Here is a 16,484-nt window from a genome sequence, read left to right as displayed (position 1 = left end):
AAATTATTAAAACCAGTCCCTAATGATATTTTTCTAAGCTTCATTGAGCATGACAAGCTCCTCCAAAATATAAAGAGGAGGTACTTTCATGGCTTCAATAAGAATAAGCGGCTCTGTTGGCTTGGGTGGTAAAAATGTGGATGGTGACATTCGTACGGTACAAAGGTCTATTAACCAATTGCTTGGTTCTTTAAAGGGAGTAAAGGAACTTAAAGTGGATGGGAAACTAGGCTCTAGACCGGAAAACTCCAAAACTGTCGGCGCAATTAAAGCTTTTCAGAAAAACCTTTTTGGGATGGCTCGTCCAGATGGAAGGATAGATGTGAATGGAAGAAGCCATCGTAAGCTGAATGATTATTTAAAACGAACACCTGAGACCGCGGTGGCATATACGTTACCTTTGGTTGGCTCAAGAGATGCGTTGACGGACTTGGATTATCGCAAAGTAGCTGAAACCCTTGAATGCGAAGTCGCTGCTATTAAAGCTGTAGCGGAAGTTGAGAGCCGAGGAGAAGCCTACTTTAGCAATGGTAAGCCAAAGATTTTGTTTGAGGCTCATATATTTTCGAGACTCACTTCAAGAGCCTACGATAACAGTCATCCAAGTATTTCAAGTCGGCATTGGAATCGAAGTCTGTACGTTGGTGGTATCTCAGAATACGTACGTTTAAATAAAGCGATTGAACTGAATTCAAATGCAGCAATCCGCTCCGCATCTTGGGGACGTTTCCAAATTATGGGCTTTAATTTCAAGTTAGCTGGCCATGTTACCGCTGAATCCTTTGTTAAAGCTGTATTCGAGTCGGAGAAGAAACAACTTGAGGCTTTTGTTACGTTTATCCAAAAGTCTGGCTTAGGTGAACATATAAGAGATAAAAATTGGGCTGCCTTTGCTCGTGGTTACAATGGTTCTGAGTATCAGAAAAATCAATACGACGTCAAATTAGAAAAGGCTTACAAAAAATATGCTTCGATTAAAAATGCTGCGTAACATTTCTTTGCTTGGACTTATTTTTAGTTCATCTGCTTGTGCTTCCAGCCACACTAATACTGCGCTATTTAAGTGTGATGTTTCACATCCTAACCGTCTAGAAATATCAATAGAAAATATAAACAGTCAGGTTCTACTGTCGGAGCTTAATTTAGGGGGGAGCAGTATTGAAAGAACCTTAGTTATAAAGGACTTTAAATTAGACCAGTATCATCGAGCGTTGGTAGATGAGAAGTCACTGGAATTTAGTATTGGTGAGCGCGTCATATTAGTCAGTGAGTACTTTAGCGAGGAGTTTGGTGAGGTAGAGAAGATACTCAGTGTTACTTTGAGAGAGCCTGAGCAAACGCAGTACTTTGAATGTGAGGAAGGGAGTATGAGTAACCTTGCATTGCTTTTCCATGAGAGTGTTGAATAATCGATTGCAGAGTAATTATTACCAAAGCGTAATAATGTTTTCGAATTTACCCTAATTATCTTGTTATTTGTAATCGATATAATCGTCCACCTTACCACGGTAAGTAGATTTTCTCATTCAAGTAACGAGGAGGGCTTATGGCCGTAGGGTGGGCAAATGACGATAGCGTCAGCCAACAAATTCAAAACACAATAGACGACGAGATTTCCCGTGTTCGTGGCAGTATCACAAAGGGTGAGAGCGCCCATTACTGCGATGAGTGTGGTGATGAGATTCCAGAAGCGCGTCGTCTTGCAATGAAAGGCGTTCGTTTGTGTATCGAATGTCGGTCAACAATCGAATTGGTATCTCAACGCCAAGCATTGTTCAATCGACGAGCGAGTAAAGACAGTCAACTCCGATAACTTTACTGTTCTAATAAATAATGAGACGGTTTGAGTCTCATACTCAAACCGTTTTCGTATTGAATTGGACTATGAAGCGAAGCAGTCTTTACGTTGCAACGCCGCATCAATCGCGTTAACTAGCTTCTCAATATCTTCCGGCTTGCTGATGAACGGCGGCATCATATAAATCAGTTTGCCAAATGGACGAATCCACACTCCGTGTTCAACAAACAAGGCTTGGATGGTTTCCATATTCACAGGGCGAAGCGTCTCCACTACGCCAATAGCACCCAACCAACGGGTGTTTTTCACCAAGTCGTATTCTTCAAGTTTTGGTAGTAACTCAGAAAACAGCGTTTCAATTTGTTGGGTTTGTTGCTTCCAATCACCTTGCTCGATCAATTCCAAACTTGCAGTAGCTACGGCACAAGCGAGTGGATTCCCCATAAAGGTTGGACCGTGCATAAAACAACCAGCATCACCACCACAAACAGTGTCTGCTACGTGTTTGCTCGCGAGGGTCGCAGAGAGGGTCATGTAGCCGCCAGTAAGTGCTTTCCCGACACACAGAATGTCTGGTTGAATATCCGCATGTTCGCAGGCAAACAATTTACCTGTGCGTCCAAAACCGGTAGCGATCTCATCTGCAATCAATAACAGACCGTATTTGTCGCAAAGTCTACGCACGCCTTTGAGAAATTCTGGATGGTAGATACGCATGCCACCTGCGCCTTGAACGATAGGCTCTAGGATCACCGCAGCAAGTTCTTGATGGTGCGTCTCAATCTTGTGCTCGAAGTCGGTAAGGTCTTCTGGCTTCCATTCATCCCAATAACCACAAGTTGGTGACTCCGCAAAGATATGCTCAGGCAAAAAGCCTTTGTAGAGAGAGTGCATTGAGTTGTCAGGATCGGTGACCGACATCGCCGCAAACGTATCGCCGTGATAACCGTGTCGCAAAGTAAGAAACTTCGGTCGGCGTTCGCCTTTTGCATGCCAATATTGAAGTGCCATTTTTAAGCTGACTTCTACGGCAACAGAGCCTGAATCGGCAAGGAATACATGTTCAAGATTACTTGGTGCTAGGGATAGCAACTTCTTACACAAACTGATTGCTGGCTGGTGGGTAATCCCGCCAAACATCACGTGAGAGACCTTATCGATTTGCTGGTGAGCGGCTTGATTTAAGTGCGGATGGTTATAGCCGTGGATCGTCGACCACCAAGAAGACATGCCATCGACCAGCTCAGTACCATCTTCCAATTTAATGTGCACACCATTTGCCGATGCCACTGGGTAGCAGGTCAGAGGTGTCAATGTAGAAGTGTAAGGATGCCAGATATGCTGGCGGTCGAAGGCGAGATCCATGTGCGATTCCAATAGTAATTGAGGTTAAAAAATAAACAGGTGTAAACTTTGCTCTTTTGTGTTGTGTTGACAGTTTATCGAGACTCAGTAGACTGTCAACACAACAACAAAAGTGACTAAAGGAATACACGTGGAAGTTCGTCATAACTGGACGCATGCTGAAGTGCGCGATCTCATGGAAAAACCATTCATGGATCTCCTATTCGAAGCGCAGCTTGTACATCGTCAATATCAACAAACCAACCATGTTCAAGTAAGCACGCTTCTGTCGATTAAGACAGGTGCTTGTCCAGAAGATTGTAAGTACTGTCCTCAGAGTGCTCGTTACACCACAGACATCGAAAAAGAGCGTCTGATGGAAGTAGAACGCGTACTCGATGCTGCGCAAAAAGCCAAAAATGCTGGTTCTACTCGATTCTGTATGGGCGCAGCATGGAAAAACCCGAAAGAGCGTGACATGCCACATTTGACCGACATGATCAAAGGCGTGAAGGGCATGGGTTTAGAAACGTGTATGACATTAGGCATGTTGACGCCAGATCAAGCAAAGCAATTGGCAACCGCAGGTCTGGATTACTACAACCACAACCTAGATACCTCACCTGAATTTTACGGCAACATCATTACCACACGTACTTACCAAGACCGTTTAGATACTTTGTCTCACGTTCGTGATGCTGGCATGAAGATTTGTTCCGGTGGCATCATCGGCATGGGTGAAAGTGCTAACGACCGAGCTGGTTTGTTGGTTGAATTGGCTAACTTACCGGTACACCCTGAAAGCGTTCCAATCAACATGCTCGTGAAGGTAAAGGGGACACCACTGGAAGAAGTGGATGATGTTGAGCCTTTCGATTTCATTCGCCTGATTGCGATTGCACGAATCATGATGCCTCAATCAGCCGTTCGTTTATCCGCTGGCCGTGAAAACATGAACGAACAAATGCAAGCGCTGTGTTTTATGGCGGGTGCAAACTCCGTTTTCTATGGCTGCAAGCTTCTGACCACGCCAAACCCTTCTGAAGACAAAGACATGATGCTGTTCAACAAGCTCGGTATTAACAGCCAAGAGGTGTCTCAAAAGCCTGATGAAATCGAAGAAAACGAGTTACTCGATCGCGTCGTAGAGCGCGTTGCTGCCCGTCCGACAAAAGACGACCTTTTCTACGATGCCAGCGTTTAAATCTCGTATCGAGTCCGCCCTTGCTGAGCGTAAAACGCAAGGGTTGAATCGTTCTATGAATGTGGTGTTTGCCGGTAACCAGTCCGTTTTGGAACACGAAGGTAGACGCTACATTAATTTCTCAAGTAATGATTATTTGGGATTGGCTAATGACCAAGCGCTTGTTCGGGCTTGGCAGCAAGGTTTAAGCGTATATGGTAGTGGCAGTGGAGCATCGCCGATGGTGACTGGCTTTAGTGCCGCGCACAGCAATTTAGAAGCCGCACTGACCGAATGGTTGGGTTACGACAGAGCAATTCTGTTTGGTTCTGGATTCAGTGCTAATCAAGCCTTGTTGTTCACCTTGTTGGAAAAATCAGACGTATTGATCCAAGACCGTTTGAACCATGCCTCACTGATGGAAGCGGGGGCGTTGTCACCAGCTAAGATGAAGCGCTTCAAACACAATGACATCGAGCACCTAAAGTCGCTGATTAATAGCGAAGACAACCACCTAGTTGTGACTGAAGGGGTATTCAGCATGGACGGCGACTGTGCGCCGCTCAGTGATATAGCTGAAGTCACTCGCAGTCATGATGCTTGGTTTGCTGTCGATGACGCTCATGGTATTGGCGTTCTTGGTCAATCCGGTGGTGGCTCTTGCGAGCTTGCCGCGGTTAAGCCTGAGTTATTGGTCGTTACCTTCGGTAAAGCGTTTGGTACGTCTGGCGCAGCTATTTTATGTGACCACGCAACGGGGGACTTTTTAACTCAGTTTGCTCGTCACCATGTGTATTCCACGGCGATACCGCCAGCACAAGCGTATGCGTTGACTCATGCAGTCTCGATGGTTCAAGAGCAGTCTTGGCGACGTGAAAAGCTCTCTGAGCTTAGTGAAGTATATCGAGATAGTCTTAGCGACCTTGAGGGGTTTGTTGAGACTCAAACTTCGATTAAGCCCTTTTTGATTGGTGAATCTGAATTGGCTTTGCGAGTAGCAGGAGCTTGTCGCCAAAACGGTATTTGGGTGACTGCTATTCGCCCTCCGACGGTGCCTAAAGGAACGTCTCGTCTTCGAATCACACTCACTGCCAATCACACTAATGAACAAGTTAAAACGCTTTCAATCGCATTGAAGCAAGCATTAGGAGCGCTGTAATGGATAATGCAACTACCGCATTAGCGCAAACGCTCGCGTTAGAGAGTCTCCATCAAGATAAAGACGCGATTGCCTCTTCGTTTGGTAAAGCAGCAGAAACATACGATAAACATGCGGCTTTTCAACGTGATGTCGGGCATCAGCTGCTTGATAAACTTCCTGAAAACTTGACGGGAAAACGTGTATTGGATTTAGGTTGTGGCACGGGTTATTTCTCCCAACTACTTCAACAACGCGGTGCGGAAGTAGTCTGCGGCGATATCTCTCAAGCCATGTTAGATAAAGCAGAGCAGCGTTGTGGTGCAGTACGAATGCATTACCAAGTTGCTGATGCTGAAAACTTACCATTTGACGATGATAGCTTCGATTACGTGTTTTCAAGTTTAGCGCTGCAATGGTGTACAGATTTAAGTTACCCACTAAAAGAAGTGCGCCGCGTGCTAAAAAATGGTGGGAAAGCGTGGTTCTCTACACTGGTTGATGGATCACTGTATGAGCTGCGTGCATCATGGGAAAAAATTGATGCATATCAACACGTCAATAACTTTCTAACGCTCAATCAGGTAAAAATTGCGTTAGCGCAATCTCGATGTGACAGCCATCAACTAGACTTGACCACCATCACAGTTTGGTACGACTCTGCATTTTCAGTTATGCGTGACCTCAAAGGTATAGGTGCAAATCACGTAAGCGGGCGCTCACACGGTTTAACTAGTCGCGAGACTTTGTTAAAAGTTGAGCATGCGTACCAAGCGTTTAAAAACGATCAAGGTCTTCTACCTGCAAGTTATCAGGTTTGTTTTGGAGTAATACATCTATGATTGATGCTTTTTTTATTGCTGGTACGGATACTGATGTTGGAAAGACGGTAGCGTCTAAAGCCATTTTGCAAGCGATCGCTGCAAAAGGACTAAACACTATTGGTTATAAGCCAGTGGCAGCAGGGAGTGACAAGACTGAAGCCGGATGGCGTAACTCTGATGCTTTACACTTACAAGACGCCGCAACACTCGATGTGGCCTATGATGATGTGAACCCATACGCTTTAGAGTTGCCTGCTTCTCCCCACATTGCAGCGAAGCATGAACATGTCGAAATAAGTTACGATGTTCTGAGTCAAAAACTGGCTCAACATAAGCAGCAAGCCGATGTTGTTCTCGTTGAAGGTGCTGGAGGCTGGCGTGTGCCAGTATCCGATACGGACTGTTTATCTACATGGGTAAAAGAAGAGCAGTTACCTGTTGTACTGGTGGTTGGCATTAAATTAGGCTGCTTGAGCCACGCTTTACTCACAGCGGAGAGTATTAAAGCGGATGGTTTGAATCTTGTTGGCTGGGTGGCAAACCGCGTCAACCCAGGCACAGAGCACTACGCTGACATTATCGAGATGCTAGAAGCACGTATCGATGCACCTAAGCTTGGGGAAATTCCATATATTCCAAGTGCTAAACGCAAAGAGCTAGGCAAGTACATTAATGTAGAGCCGTTGCTAAACACTGACTAATGGTGTTTAGGATAAAAGACTAAAAAACCAAAGGGCTGCGCAATGCAGCCCTTTCTTGTTGGTGTAACCTAAAAAGTCAGATTACTTATCTTGGCTGAGCCCCATCAATGCTTGTTGTGTTTCTGCAACACGCTGAGACATATGATGATCGGTTGAAATACCAAGTTGTTGCTTTGCCTCGTCCTCTGAGATGCCTAGGTGACAACGTAGTAAATCAATAGCCATTTGATAGTCGTTAGTTTCTACCATGGTTTTTCCCTCAATACATGGAGTTTTTGAGCTCACCCAATGCACTTTTTGCAATGTACTTAGAGTGGCTCTGTTTTGTTCATCTCATTCGAATTTAGCATGTCCATGTAGCCGCACAATAAGACCAAAGTCTATAGCAGAGCTAACGTACTGTTTTTGGTCTATTAAAAAATTTCTAGCTAAGTTGCGAAGAGGTGATAGATTTAACACCAAGATCATCTATCAATAGATGATGGGTAGCTCAGAGCTTATTTTATCATTTTGATAAATGTATATGAACGGAGGTTCCAGCTCCTACCAAAGTATGTTTTGAAATCGCTTGAATCAAATATTTCAGTCCCGAAAACAAATGTTGCAATTTATTGCTTAACCTTGTTTTTATCGCGGATAGACTATATCTATAACGTACGGAACATGAAAATCAACGGAATTGGCTTTTATAGCGATTACCATTTGTTCCTTATAACAATCCGTTTTAAAAAAACGATAAGCTTCCTCGGAGAAAAGTAATGAAGCGAATTATGTTATTCCTAGCAACTAACCTAGCTGTCGTGCTAGTGCTTAGTGTTGTTCTGAATATTGTTTACGCTGTAACTGGAATGCAACCAGGCAGTCTGTCAGGTTTACTTGTAATGGCTGCTGTATTTGGTTTTGGTGGCGCATTTATTTCGTTGATGATGTCAAAGGGTATGGCGCTACGCTCGGTTGGTGGTATGGTCATTGAAAGCCCGCGCAACGAAACGGAGCATTGGTTAGTCGAAACTGTGGGTCGTCAAGCTCAACAAGTGGGTATTGGTATGCCAACGGTGGCTATTTATGATTCACCAGACATCAATGCATTTGCGACAGGTGCAAAACGAGATGACTCTCTTGTCGCAGTTTCTACCGGTCTTTTACACAATATGACTCGTGATGAGGCAGAGGCAGTACTTGCACACGAAGTGAGCCATATTGCAAATGGTGATATGGTCACGATGACGTTGATGCAAGGTGTCGTGAACACGTTTGTTATCTTCCTATCACGCTTTATTGCCAATATCGTGGCATCGAACGATGATGAAGAAGGCCAAGGTACAAATATGATGGTTTACTTTGGCGTATCCATGGTGCTTGAACTGGTATTTGGTTTCCTAGCTAGCTTCTTGACTATGTGGTACAGCCGTCATCGCGAATTCCACGCGGACGCAGGTGCTGCGCGCCTCGTTGGCAAAGAAAAAATGATTGCGGCTCTAGAGCGTTTGAAGGTGAGTCATGAATCTCAACTGGATGGCACCATGATGGCGTTTGGTATCAATGGCAAGCAGTCGCTGACTGAGCTACTAATGAGCCACCCTCCGCTAGATAAACGTATTGCAGCGTTGCGAGGCCAGCAATACTAATTGTTCCTACTTAAATAATTGTTAATCTGCTGAAAAGGCTTGGTTTTGACCAAGCCTTTTTTTTTCGCCGATTGATCGCGTGCGAACTTCATCACGTACTACTTACAGAAATAAAGTTATACAAAATTATTTTTGTACAACTTTGGAGGAATGAACTATCTTGTACATATAATAATTTTGTACAACTTAATGGGCGTGTAGGAGTAAAAAATGGACATACAGTCTGTTGGCAATATCTATCAAAAGCTCAACAAAGCGAACTTACATCTGCTTAAGGATATATATCACCAAGATGTAGTATTTGAGGACGCAGCGCATCGTTTAGAAGGATGGCCAGCACTTTCGGATTATTTCACCTCATTATATGCCAACGTCATCAGTTGTGATTTTGTAATCCATGAGCATCAACAAGTCGGAGATACAGGCTTCCTAACTTGGACAATGGACCTTCAGCATCCCAAACTTCAGAAGGGTGCGCCTATTATCGTCAATGGTGTTTCGCACCTCAAATTTAGCGAAGGTCAGGTCATTTATCACCGAGACTATTTTGATCTCGGAGAGATGCTCTATGAGCATTTACCATTACTTGGTTCAGTCGTTAAAACCATCAAGCAGAGGTTAGGACAATGAACAACACCATTTTAATCACAGGCGCCACCTCCGGAATAGGAAGACAGCTTGCCCTAGATTACGCGACCTCAGAATGGAATGTGATTGCTTGTGGTCGGAATCAAGATGTTCTTGCAGAACTGGAGGCAGTTTCTTCCAAAATTCATACATTGCAGTTTGATGTGACAAATTATGAGGAAACTCAGCAGGCGCTCTCTAATTTGCCCTTTACGCCAAACACATGGGTTTTTAACGCAGGCGATTGTGAGTACATGGATGAGGGAGTGGTCGACGCGAAACTCATGGCGCGTGTGATGAACGTAAATGTTGTCGGTGTTGCCAACTGCGTTGAAGGCTGCCAAGTACATTTAGAGAGAGGGCACCGCATTGTTATTGTTGGCTCTATCGCATCAGAAGTGGCACTGCCTCGTGCAGAAGCTTACGGCGCATCCAAAGCGGCAGTCAGTTATTTTGCACGCACGCTCGCCGTCGACTTGAAAAAGAAAGGGATCAAAGTGGTAACGGTGTTTCCTGGTTTTGTTGAAACGCCGTTGACTGACAAAAACGACTTCGAAATGCCAATGATCATTTCTACTCAGCAAGCGTCGGACTCTATCAGGAAGCAGTTAGCCGCCAACAAGACCTATATCTATTTCCCAGCGAGATTTACCAGTATTTTACGTTTTATCTCGTTACTTCCATACAGTTGGCAAGCTCGCCTAACTGCTAAACTCGTATCATAAGAAGGAATAAAAATGAAAACAGCAGGAAGAAAGAAGATAGCGATTGTGGGAACGGGAATCTCTGGCCTTACTTGTGGTTATTACTTGCATAAAGAACATGATGTAACGCTTTTTGAAGCGAACGATTACATCGGTGGCCATACTGCAACCGTTGATGTGAGCCTTGATGGTAGAGAATACGCGATAGACACTGGGTTCATCGTCTATAACGATCGTACGTACCCTAATTTCATTAAAATGATGAGCGAGATTGGCGTTGAAGGTCTGCCGACTCAAATGAGCTTCAGTGTCAGAAATGATGGGAACGGACTAGAGTACAACGGCCACACAGTGTCGACATTGTTTGCTCAAAAACGTAACTGGGCAAACCCTAAATTTTATCGATTTATCTTCGAGATACTTCGTTTCAATAAACTTGCCAAGCGCTTCGCTAGCGAGCAGTCCACGCACTCTCAGACGTTAGGTGAGTTCCTTGACGAACACAAATTCAGTGCTTTCTTTACCGATAACTACATTTTACCGATGGGTGCTGCGATTTGGTCGTCGACTTTAGCTGACATGCGCGCATTCCCTCTTATGTTCTTCTTACGTTTCTTCCTCAACCACGGTCTGCTAGATGTGACTAACCGACCACAATGGTATGTGATTAAAGGTGGTTCACGTTCATACATTCCACCATTGACCAAAGGCTTTGCCGAGAATATTCGTCTTAATAGTCCTGTCGAAAAAGTGGTTCGCAACGAAAAAGGGGTTGGCGTTCAAGTTCGCGGAGAAACGCATTGGTTTGATGACGTTATCTTTGCTTGTCACAGTGATCAAGCAATGAGAATGCTAGAGGATATCAGCCCAATTGAGCAGGAAATCTTGGGGGATATGACATACCAAGCAAATGAAGTTGTTCTTCATACCGACTCTGCCGTACTACCAAAACGTAAGGCAGCATGGGCATCATGGAACTACCTATTGGAAGGCAGTGAGGAGGAACAGCAACGCCTCCCTTCGCTCACTTATAACATGAACATTCTTCAGCATATTCAATCAGAACACACGTTTTGTGTAACGTTGAATAGTACTGAGCAAATTAACTCAAATAAAGTCTTGCGTTCGTTAACTTATCATCATCCAGTATTCACCACTGAGTCTATTGCAGCGCAGCAGCGCAAAAATGAGATACAGGGTAAACAAAGTACCTGGTTCTGCGGCGCTTATTGGTACAACGGTTTTCATGAAGATGGCGTGCGTAGCGCGCTTGATGTTGTGAAAGAACTAGAAGAAAAGTACCGCGAACAAAATGTGGTTCCTTTCGAAAAAGGCGCAGCGTGATATGGATAGCCAAATGAACAGCCGATTGTTTATAGGCAACGTTCGTCACCGTCGATTCACGCCGGTGAATCATGAGTTGAACTACTCTTTATTTATGCCCGCCATTGATGTAGACGAGATCGATGCTTTAGAGAAAAAAGTATGGGGTTTTGGTTCGCGTTGGTGGCATTGGGCTCGCTTCAAGCGCAGTGATTACATTGGTGAAGGTAGCGTCAAGTCGGCAGTGCACAGCAAAATTGAAGAACTGACAGGTGTTCGCTGTACCGGCAAGGTAATCGCAGTCTGTCACTTGCGTTATCTAGGACTTTATTTCAGTCCCGTTAATTTCTACTACGTTTATAACGCGGAAGGAGAATGGAAGTATCTCCTCGCAGAGGTGAGTAACACTCCTTGGAATGAACGACATTACTACGTGGTGTCAGCAGATAAAGAAGAAGAAAAGTTTGGTTGGGAACAAGTTAAAGCATTCCATGTTTCACCATTCAACCCGATTGACCAACTCTACCGCTGGAGAATTAAACCTTTGACAGACAAGTTGAATATTCATCTTGAATGTCACAAAGGAGAGAAACACTTTGATGCCACCATGGTTATGAAAGCCAAGCCACTTTCAAGCAAAACCTTATTGAGGTGTTTGATCGTTACACCAATACAAACGGTAAAAGTAATGGTTGGTATTTATTGGCACGCATTAAAACTTTGGGTGAAAGGCGCACCTTTTTATTCTCATCCTAAATATTCAACGCATGAAGAAATAGAAGCCGATACTGAAAAAACAGACAAAAAAAATAAAAAGCACAAGGAGAATTCTGCATGTTAAATACTAGTTCTATGACATTGCCGCGTAAATTGACTACAACGCAAAAAGCGGCTCGCGGAGTTATTTTTCAATGTCTGCAAAAAATGGAAATCGGCTGCTTAACAGTTATTGAAAGTTTTAAGACGGAAACGACAGAGCGAAGCGAGCGTTTTAGTGCGCCAAATGGGGAGTACAGTGGTCAACCTGTTGTCGCTACTATAGAGGTAAAACATCCAGGTTTTTATTCACGGATCTTGCAGGGCGGCAGTATTGCTGCTGGTGAGGCTTATATGGATGGGTGGTGGGATAGCCCCGATTTAACCTCATTAATGAAGCTGATGGCCCTTAACATGCGTGCTCTAGATAAACTCGAAGAGCAAGGCAGTTGGTTGACTAAAATACTGTACAAGTTCAGCCATTGGTCAAACAGAAACTCTGAAGAGAACTCACGTAAAAATATCCATGCGCATTACGACTTGGGTAACAACCTATACGAAGCGTTCCTTGACACCAATATGCTGTACTCGTCGGCGCTTTACAATCATGCGGATGACTCTCTAGAGCAGGCTCAAATCAACAAAATGGATCGTCTATGTCAGCAACTTGAGCTGAAGCCCACTGATCATGTTGTTGAAATTGGCACTGGGTGGGGCGCTATGGCGATTTACATGGCAGAACAATACGGTTGTCAGGTCACCACAACAACGATATCTGAAGAGCAACACGCGTACGCGGAGCAAAAAATCAAAGAGCGTGGCTTAGAAGACAAAATCACTCTACTCAAAGAAGATTACCGAAACCTAACCGGAACTTATGACAAGCTCGTTTCTATTGAAATGATTGAAGCTGTGGGCAAACAATTCCTGCCTTCGTACATTAAGGTCTGTGAGTCTTTATTAAAGTCCGGTGGCGTGATGGCGATTCAAGCGATTACGATTGCCGATCAGCGTTACGATTACTACAGTAACAACGTCGACTTTATCCAAAAGTACATTTTCCCGGGTGGTTTTTTACCGTCGGTAACCTCACTAACCCAAGCAACAACAAAGTACAGTGACTTAGTGACGCGAGACTTGTTCGATATTGGTTTGGACTACGCCAAGACGCTGAACGAATGGCACCTTCGTTTTAATCGAGCAGAGAGTGAAGTGCGCTCGTTTGGCTACGACGACCGCTTTGTGCGTATGTGGCGCTACTATTTGAGCTACTGTGAAGGTGGCTTTTTGGCTCGCACGATCAGTGCAGTTCACATGACGTTTCAACGCCCGTAGTTCGTTATGAAGGTATTTCTTGCTTCGACATGGTTCCAACTCTGCTGGTTTGCAGCGGTGCTTGGAACCTATCAATGGCAATGGGTGACGTTATTCCTTACTTTGGCAACCCTACTATATTGTTTGAAAACTGACGCATCTTCGCTCAAAAGTATTGGTGTGATCGCCACGATTGGTCTCGTGCTTGATACATTAAATCAGCAATTTTCAATTTTCATGTTTGCCACTCAATGGTTACCCCTTTGGCTTTTGTGCCTTTGGGTTCTGTTCGCCTGGTATGCCTATCAACTCAAGTCAATTTTGTACCGTTTCCCAAAAACCTACGTATCAATAGTAGGCGGACTCGGAGGAACGGCGAGCTACTTTGCTGGCCATAAACTCCAAGCCGTTGAATTTGGATTCAGCACTGGCGCTACACTGGCAATGTTGTTTGTCGAATGGTGCGTCATGATGCTCTTGATACTCAAGGTGTACGGAAATGAAAAGCTTGAAGAGAGACTTAACTCAGAGACTGACTAGGTTGCTTGCGTTGGTAATAGTAACTGGTTCTTTTGCTCTGCAAGCTCAACCTGTTGGAAATAGCGAAGCTGCCAGCAACATTGCGAATTGGAAGGGGTGGAAAACTGTTGGAGAAGCCCAACTTACTTGGTTCATCTTCGATATTTATCACTCAAGATTAAAAGCGCCTGATGGAAAGTTCATCGTAAGCGATGACGTATCGCCACATCCCCTTGCATTGGAAATTAATTACAAGAGAGACATCAGTAAGCAACAGCTGCTTGATGTGACGGATGAGCAGTGGGCGAAACTGGGTTTTACTGACTCATATCGAAAAACTTGGATCAGCGAGCTCGATCGTATGTTTTTTGATATTCAAAAAGGTGACGAGCTTACTTATCTAACAGATGGAAAATCTGGTCAGCTGTTTTATAAGCAGGTTGGGGACGTGCAAGTAAAGAACGTTGGCATCATTGAAGACGAACGAATGAACGATGCATTTTTGGCTATATGGTTATCACCCAACACAGAATTCCCGAAACTCCGAAAACAATTGATAGGGCAGGTTAGATAGTGCTTAAACGAATTTTTAAATCAGCGACTTTAGTGGCAGCTGTTTTTCTTTCGGCATGTTCCGCAGACATTGATAATTACCGCTCTTCTACACCGACTTTTGACGTATTCGGTTATTTCGAAGGCGACATAAAGGCGTGGGGGATGGTGCAAGATTATACCGAACAGCAAACCCGTCGCTTTGAAGTCGATATAGTGGGTACTGTAGAAGGTGATACGCTGACGCTGGTGGAAGACTTCGTGTTTGATGACGGAGAGGTGGACCAGCGAATTTGGGTTATCACTAGATTAGAAGACGGTAGTTATGAAGGTAAGGCAGACGATATTATAGGTGTAGCAACAGGGGAAGAGCAGGGCAATGCGCTACAGTGGCAATATGACTTTGAGCTACAAATGGAGGATTCATCAGTGACGGTTGCTTTTGATGATTGGCTTTATCGTCAGGATGACAGACACGTTTTCAATCTAACGAAAATAAAAAAGTTTGGTGTGGAAGTAGGAACAATAACCTTGTTCTTCCAAAAGCAGCCATAACAAATGGGGCTGATCTTCAATTAATAATCCATTCCATATAACTAAAATTATTTTCTCCCGACCTAACTCTCCTAACTAAAAAAGGTTGACGCTTTCGCGTCAACCTTTTAGGTATCTGGTCGTTACAGGAGGATTACAGCTTATCTGTCAGCTCGATTGCTTGACCGATATAGTTCGCTGGCGTCATCTCTTTCAGACGTGCTTTCTCGTGCTCAGGAAGCTCAAGACCGTCGATGAAGTTACGCATTGCTTCGCCGTCTACACGCTTACCACGAGTTAGCTCTTTCAGCTTCTCGTATGGCTTCTCGATGCCGTAACGACGCATAACTGTTTGTACTGGCTCTGCTAGTACTTCCCAGTTCTTGTCTAGTTCAGCAAGAAGCGCTTCACGGTTTACTTCTAGCTTGCTGATGCCTTTAAGCGTAGAAGTGTAAGCGATGATAGCGTAGCCAACACCAACACCAAGGTTACGTAGAACCGTTGAGTCAGTTAGGTCACGTTGCCAACGAGAGATAGGCAGTTTCTGTGCTAGGTGGCCGAATACAGCGTTCGCAAGACCTAGGTTACCTTCTGAGTTTTCAAAGTCGATTGGGTTAACTTTGTGAGGCATTGTTGAAGAACCGATCTCACCCGCAATAGTTTTTTGCTTGAAGTGGCCTAGTGCAATGTAACCCCAAACGTCACGGTCGAAGTCAATCAGGATAGTGTTGAAACGAGCGATAGCATCGAACAGCTCAGCGATGTAATCGTGCGGTTCGATTTGAGTTGTGTAAGGGTTCCAAGTTACGCCTAGAGACTCTGTGATGAACTCTTCAGAGAACTTGTGCCAATCTAGCTCTGGGTAAGCAGAAAGGTGTGCATTGTAGTTACCTACTGCACCGTTGATTTTCGCTAGGATCTCAACGTTTTCGATTTGCTTGAATTGACGCTCCATACGGTACGCCACGTTTGCCATTTCTTTACCCATAGTAGATGGAGAAGCAGGCTGACCGTGTGTACGAGATAGAAGAGGAATGTCGCGGTATTCCACTGCTAGTGCTTTGATAGCGTCGATTAGGTTACGGATTTCTGGAAGAATCACGTTCTCACGCGCTTCTTTAAGCATTAGAGCGTGTGATGTGTTGTTGATGTCTTCAGAAGTACATGCGAAGTGGAAGAACTCGTTTACTGCGTGCAGTTCAGGAACGTCTGCTACTTTCTCTTTTAGGAAGTACTCAACCGCTTTTACGTCGTGGTTAGTTGTACGCTCGATCTCTTTGATACGGCGTGCATCTTCTTCAGAGAAGTTTGCAGCAAGGTCGTCTAGGAATTGGTTTGCTTCTGCGCTAAACGCTGGCACTTCTGCAATTTCAGCAGTAGCAGCAAGCTTTTGTAGCCAGCGGATTTCAACGATAGTACGGTACTTTAGTAGACCGTATTCACTGAAAATTTCGCGTAACGCAATTGTCTTGCTTCCGTAACGGCCGTCTACTGGTGAAACAGCAGTCAATGCTGACAGTTCCATGATGTTCTCCTGAA

General features: G+C 44.4%; 19 protein-coding genes. 16 read left to right on the top strand and 3 right to left on the bottom strand.

All coding sequences use genetic code 11. From position 1 onward, the window contains the following. Positions 1-88: 88 nt before the first annotated feature. From J4N43_RS09920 to J4N43_RS09910, 3 genes are all read left to right on the top strand, one after another. Entirely contained in the window at positions 89-991 is a 903-nt protein-coding gene (locus J4N43_RS09920) for an N-acetylmuramidase domain-containing protein (RefSeq protein WP_053349493.1), read from the top strand. Continuing rightward, on the top strand, positions 981-1,409 hold the full coding sequence (locus J4N43_RS09915) for a hypothetical protein (protein WP_053349537.1): 429 nt from the start codon (positions 981-983) through the stop codon (positions 1,407-1,409). The genes J4N43_RS09920 and J4N43_RS09915 overlap by 11 nt, the downstream gene beginning before the upstream one ends. A gap of 137 nt (positions 1,410-1,546) precedes the next feature. Beyond that, positions 1,547-1,813 carry a DksA/TraR family C4-type zinc finger protein gene (locus tag J4N43_RS09910; protein WP_053349494.1) on the top strand — a complete coding sequence of 89 codons (267 nt, stop codon included), beginning with the start codon at positions 1,547-1,549 and terminating at the stop codon, positions 1,811-1,813. Between the two features lie 69 nt (positions 1,814-1,882). Here the strand turns inward: J4N43_RS09910 and bioA are convergent, their stop codons facing one another. Further along, entirely contained in the window at positions 1,883-3,163 is a 1,281-nt protein-coding gene (bioA, locus tag J4N43_RS09905) for an adenosylmethionine--8-amino-7-oxononanoate transaminase (protein WP_033905079.1), read from the bottom strand. 130 nt (positions 3,164-3,293) lie between these two features. Between bioA and bioB the strand changes: the two genes are divergently transcribed. The 4 genes from bioB to bioD are packed head-to-tail and all read left to right on the top strand — an operon-like array spanning position 3,294 to position 6,988. Continuing rightward, positions 3,294-4,346, top strand: a complete 1,053-nt coding sequence (gene bioB, locus J4N43_RS09900) for a biotin synthase BioB (protein WP_005378222.1) — start codon at positions 3,294-3,296, stop codon at positions 4,344-4,346. After that, the gene (gene bioF, locus J4N43_RS09895) at positions 4,333-5,484 is read left to right on the top strand and encodes an 8-amino-7-oxononanoate synthase (RefSeq protein WP_053349495.1); all 1,152 of its coding nucleotides are present in this window, start codon (positions 4,333-4,335) and stop codon (positions 5,482-5,484) included. Before bioB ends, bioF begins: the two co-directional genes overlap by 14 nt. Further along, positions 5,484-6,305, top strand: coding sequence for a malonyl-ACP O-methyltransferase BioC (gene bioC, locus J4N43_RS09890; protein WP_005378220.1), 822 nt, complete (start codon positions 5,484-5,486; stop codon positions 6,303-6,305). Before bioF ends, bioC begins: the two co-directional genes overlap by 1 nt. Then, the gene (gene bioD, locus J4N43_RS09885) at positions 6,302-6,988 is read left to right on the top strand and encodes a dethiobiotin synthase (RefSeq protein ID WP_005378217.1); all 687 of its coding nucleotides are present in this window, start codon (positions 6,302-6,304) and stop codon (positions 6,986-6,988) included. The genes bioC and bioD overlap by 4 nt, the downstream gene beginning before the upstream one ends. An 81-nt stretch (positions 6,989-7,069) precedes the next feature. Here the strand turns inward: bioD and J4N43_RS09880 are convergent, their stop codons facing one another. Continuing rightward, on the bottom strand, positions 7,070-7,237 hold the full coding sequence (locus tag J4N43_RS09880) for a hypothetical protein (RefSeq protein ID WP_005378215.1): 168 nt from the start codon (positions 7,235-7,237) through the stop codon (positions 7,070-7,072). A 509-nt stretch (positions 7,238-7,746) separates the two neighbouring features. On the opposite strand from J4N43_RS09880, the gene htpX reads away from it, so the two are divergent. The 9 genes from htpX to J4N43_RS09835 all read left to right on the top strand — a co-directional run bounded on the left by htpX (position 7,747) and on the right by J4N43_RS09835 (position 14,966). Next, on the top strand, positions 7,747-8,616 hold the full coding sequence (gene htpX / locus J4N43_RS09875) for a protease HtpX (RefSeq protein WP_005388085.1): 870 nt from the start codon (positions 7,747-7,749) through the stop codon (positions 8,614-8,616). Between the two features lie 210 nt (positions 8,617-8,826). After that, entirely contained in the window at positions 8,827-9,246 is a 420-nt protein-coding gene (locus tag J4N43_RS09870) for a nuclear transport factor 2 family protein (protein WP_158159613.1), read from the top strand. Further along, the gene (locus J4N43_RS09865) at positions 9,243-9,968 is read left to right on the top strand and encodes an SDR family oxidoreductase (protein ID WP_054577961.1); all 726 of its coding nucleotides are present in this window, start codon (positions 9,243-9,245) and stop codon (positions 9,966-9,968) included. The genes J4N43_RS09870 and J4N43_RS09865 overlap by 4 nt, the downstream gene beginning before the upstream one ends. A 12-nt stretch (positions 9,969-9,980) precedes the next feature. Continuing rightward, positions 9,981-11,291, top strand: a complete 1,311-nt coding sequence (locus J4N43_RS09860) for an NAD(P)/FAD-dependent oxidoreductase (protein ID WP_158159614.1) — start codon at positions 9,981-9,983, stop codon at positions 11,289-11,291. Between the two features lies 1 nt (position 11,292). Then, the gene (locus J4N43_RS09855; RefSeq protein WP_025766884.1) at positions 11,293-12,111 is read left to right on the top strand and encodes a DUF1365 domain-containing protein; all 819 of its coding nucleotides are present in this window, start codon (positions 11,293-11,295) and stop codon (positions 12,109-12,111) included. Then, positions 12,105-13,361 (top strand): SAM-dependent methyltransferase, encoded by a 1,257-nt coding sequence (locus J4N43_RS09850; RefSeq protein ID WP_158159615.1) that lies wholly within the window; start codon positions 12,105-12,107, stop codon positions 13,359-13,361. The genes J4N43_RS09855 and J4N43_RS09850 overlap by 7 nt, the downstream gene beginning before the upstream one ends. 6 nt (positions 13,362-13,367) lie before the next feature. Then, the gene (locus J4N43_RS09845; RefSeq protein ID WP_054576397.1) at positions 13,368-13,880 is read left to right on the top strand and encodes a DUF2878 domain-containing protein; all 513 of its coding nucleotides are present in this window, start codon (positions 13,368-13,370) and stop codon (positions 13,878-13,880) included. Further along, positions 13,840-14,433: a chalcone isomerase family protein gene (locus tag J4N43_RS09840; protein ID WP_158159616.1), complete on the top strand. Its 594-nt coding sequence runs from the start codon at positions 13,840-13,842 to the stop codon at positions 14,431-14,433. Before J4N43_RS09845 ends, J4N43_RS09840 begins: the two co-directional genes overlap by 41 nt. Next, a complete protein-coding gene (locus J4N43_RS09835; RefSeq protein WP_005378200.1) occupies positions 14,433-14,966 on the top strand; it encodes a DUF3833 domain-containing protein in 534 nt (177 codons plus the stop codon). Before J4N43_RS09840 ends, J4N43_RS09835 begins: the two co-directional genes overlap by 1 nt. Before the next feature lie 133 nt (positions 14,967-15,099). Here J4N43_RS09835 and purB read toward each other — a convergent pair whose 3' ends face one another. Then, positions 15,100-16,470, bottom strand: coding sequence for an adenylosuccinate lyase (gene purB / locus J4N43_RS09830; RefSeq protein ID WP_005378198.1), 1,371 nt, complete (start codon positions 16,468-16,470; stop codon positions 15,100-15,102). Positions 16,471-16,484: the final 14 nt, after the last annotated feature.

It is taken from the genome of Vibrio sp. SCSIO 43009 (assembly GCF_023716525.1).
Taxonomy (GTDB): Bacteria; Pseudomonadota; Gammaproteobacteria; order Enterobacterales; family Vibrionaceae; genus Vibrio; species Vibrio alginolyticus.
Note: the sequence above shows the minus strand (reverse complement) of the source record. Positions and strands in the feature narration are given on the sequence as shown.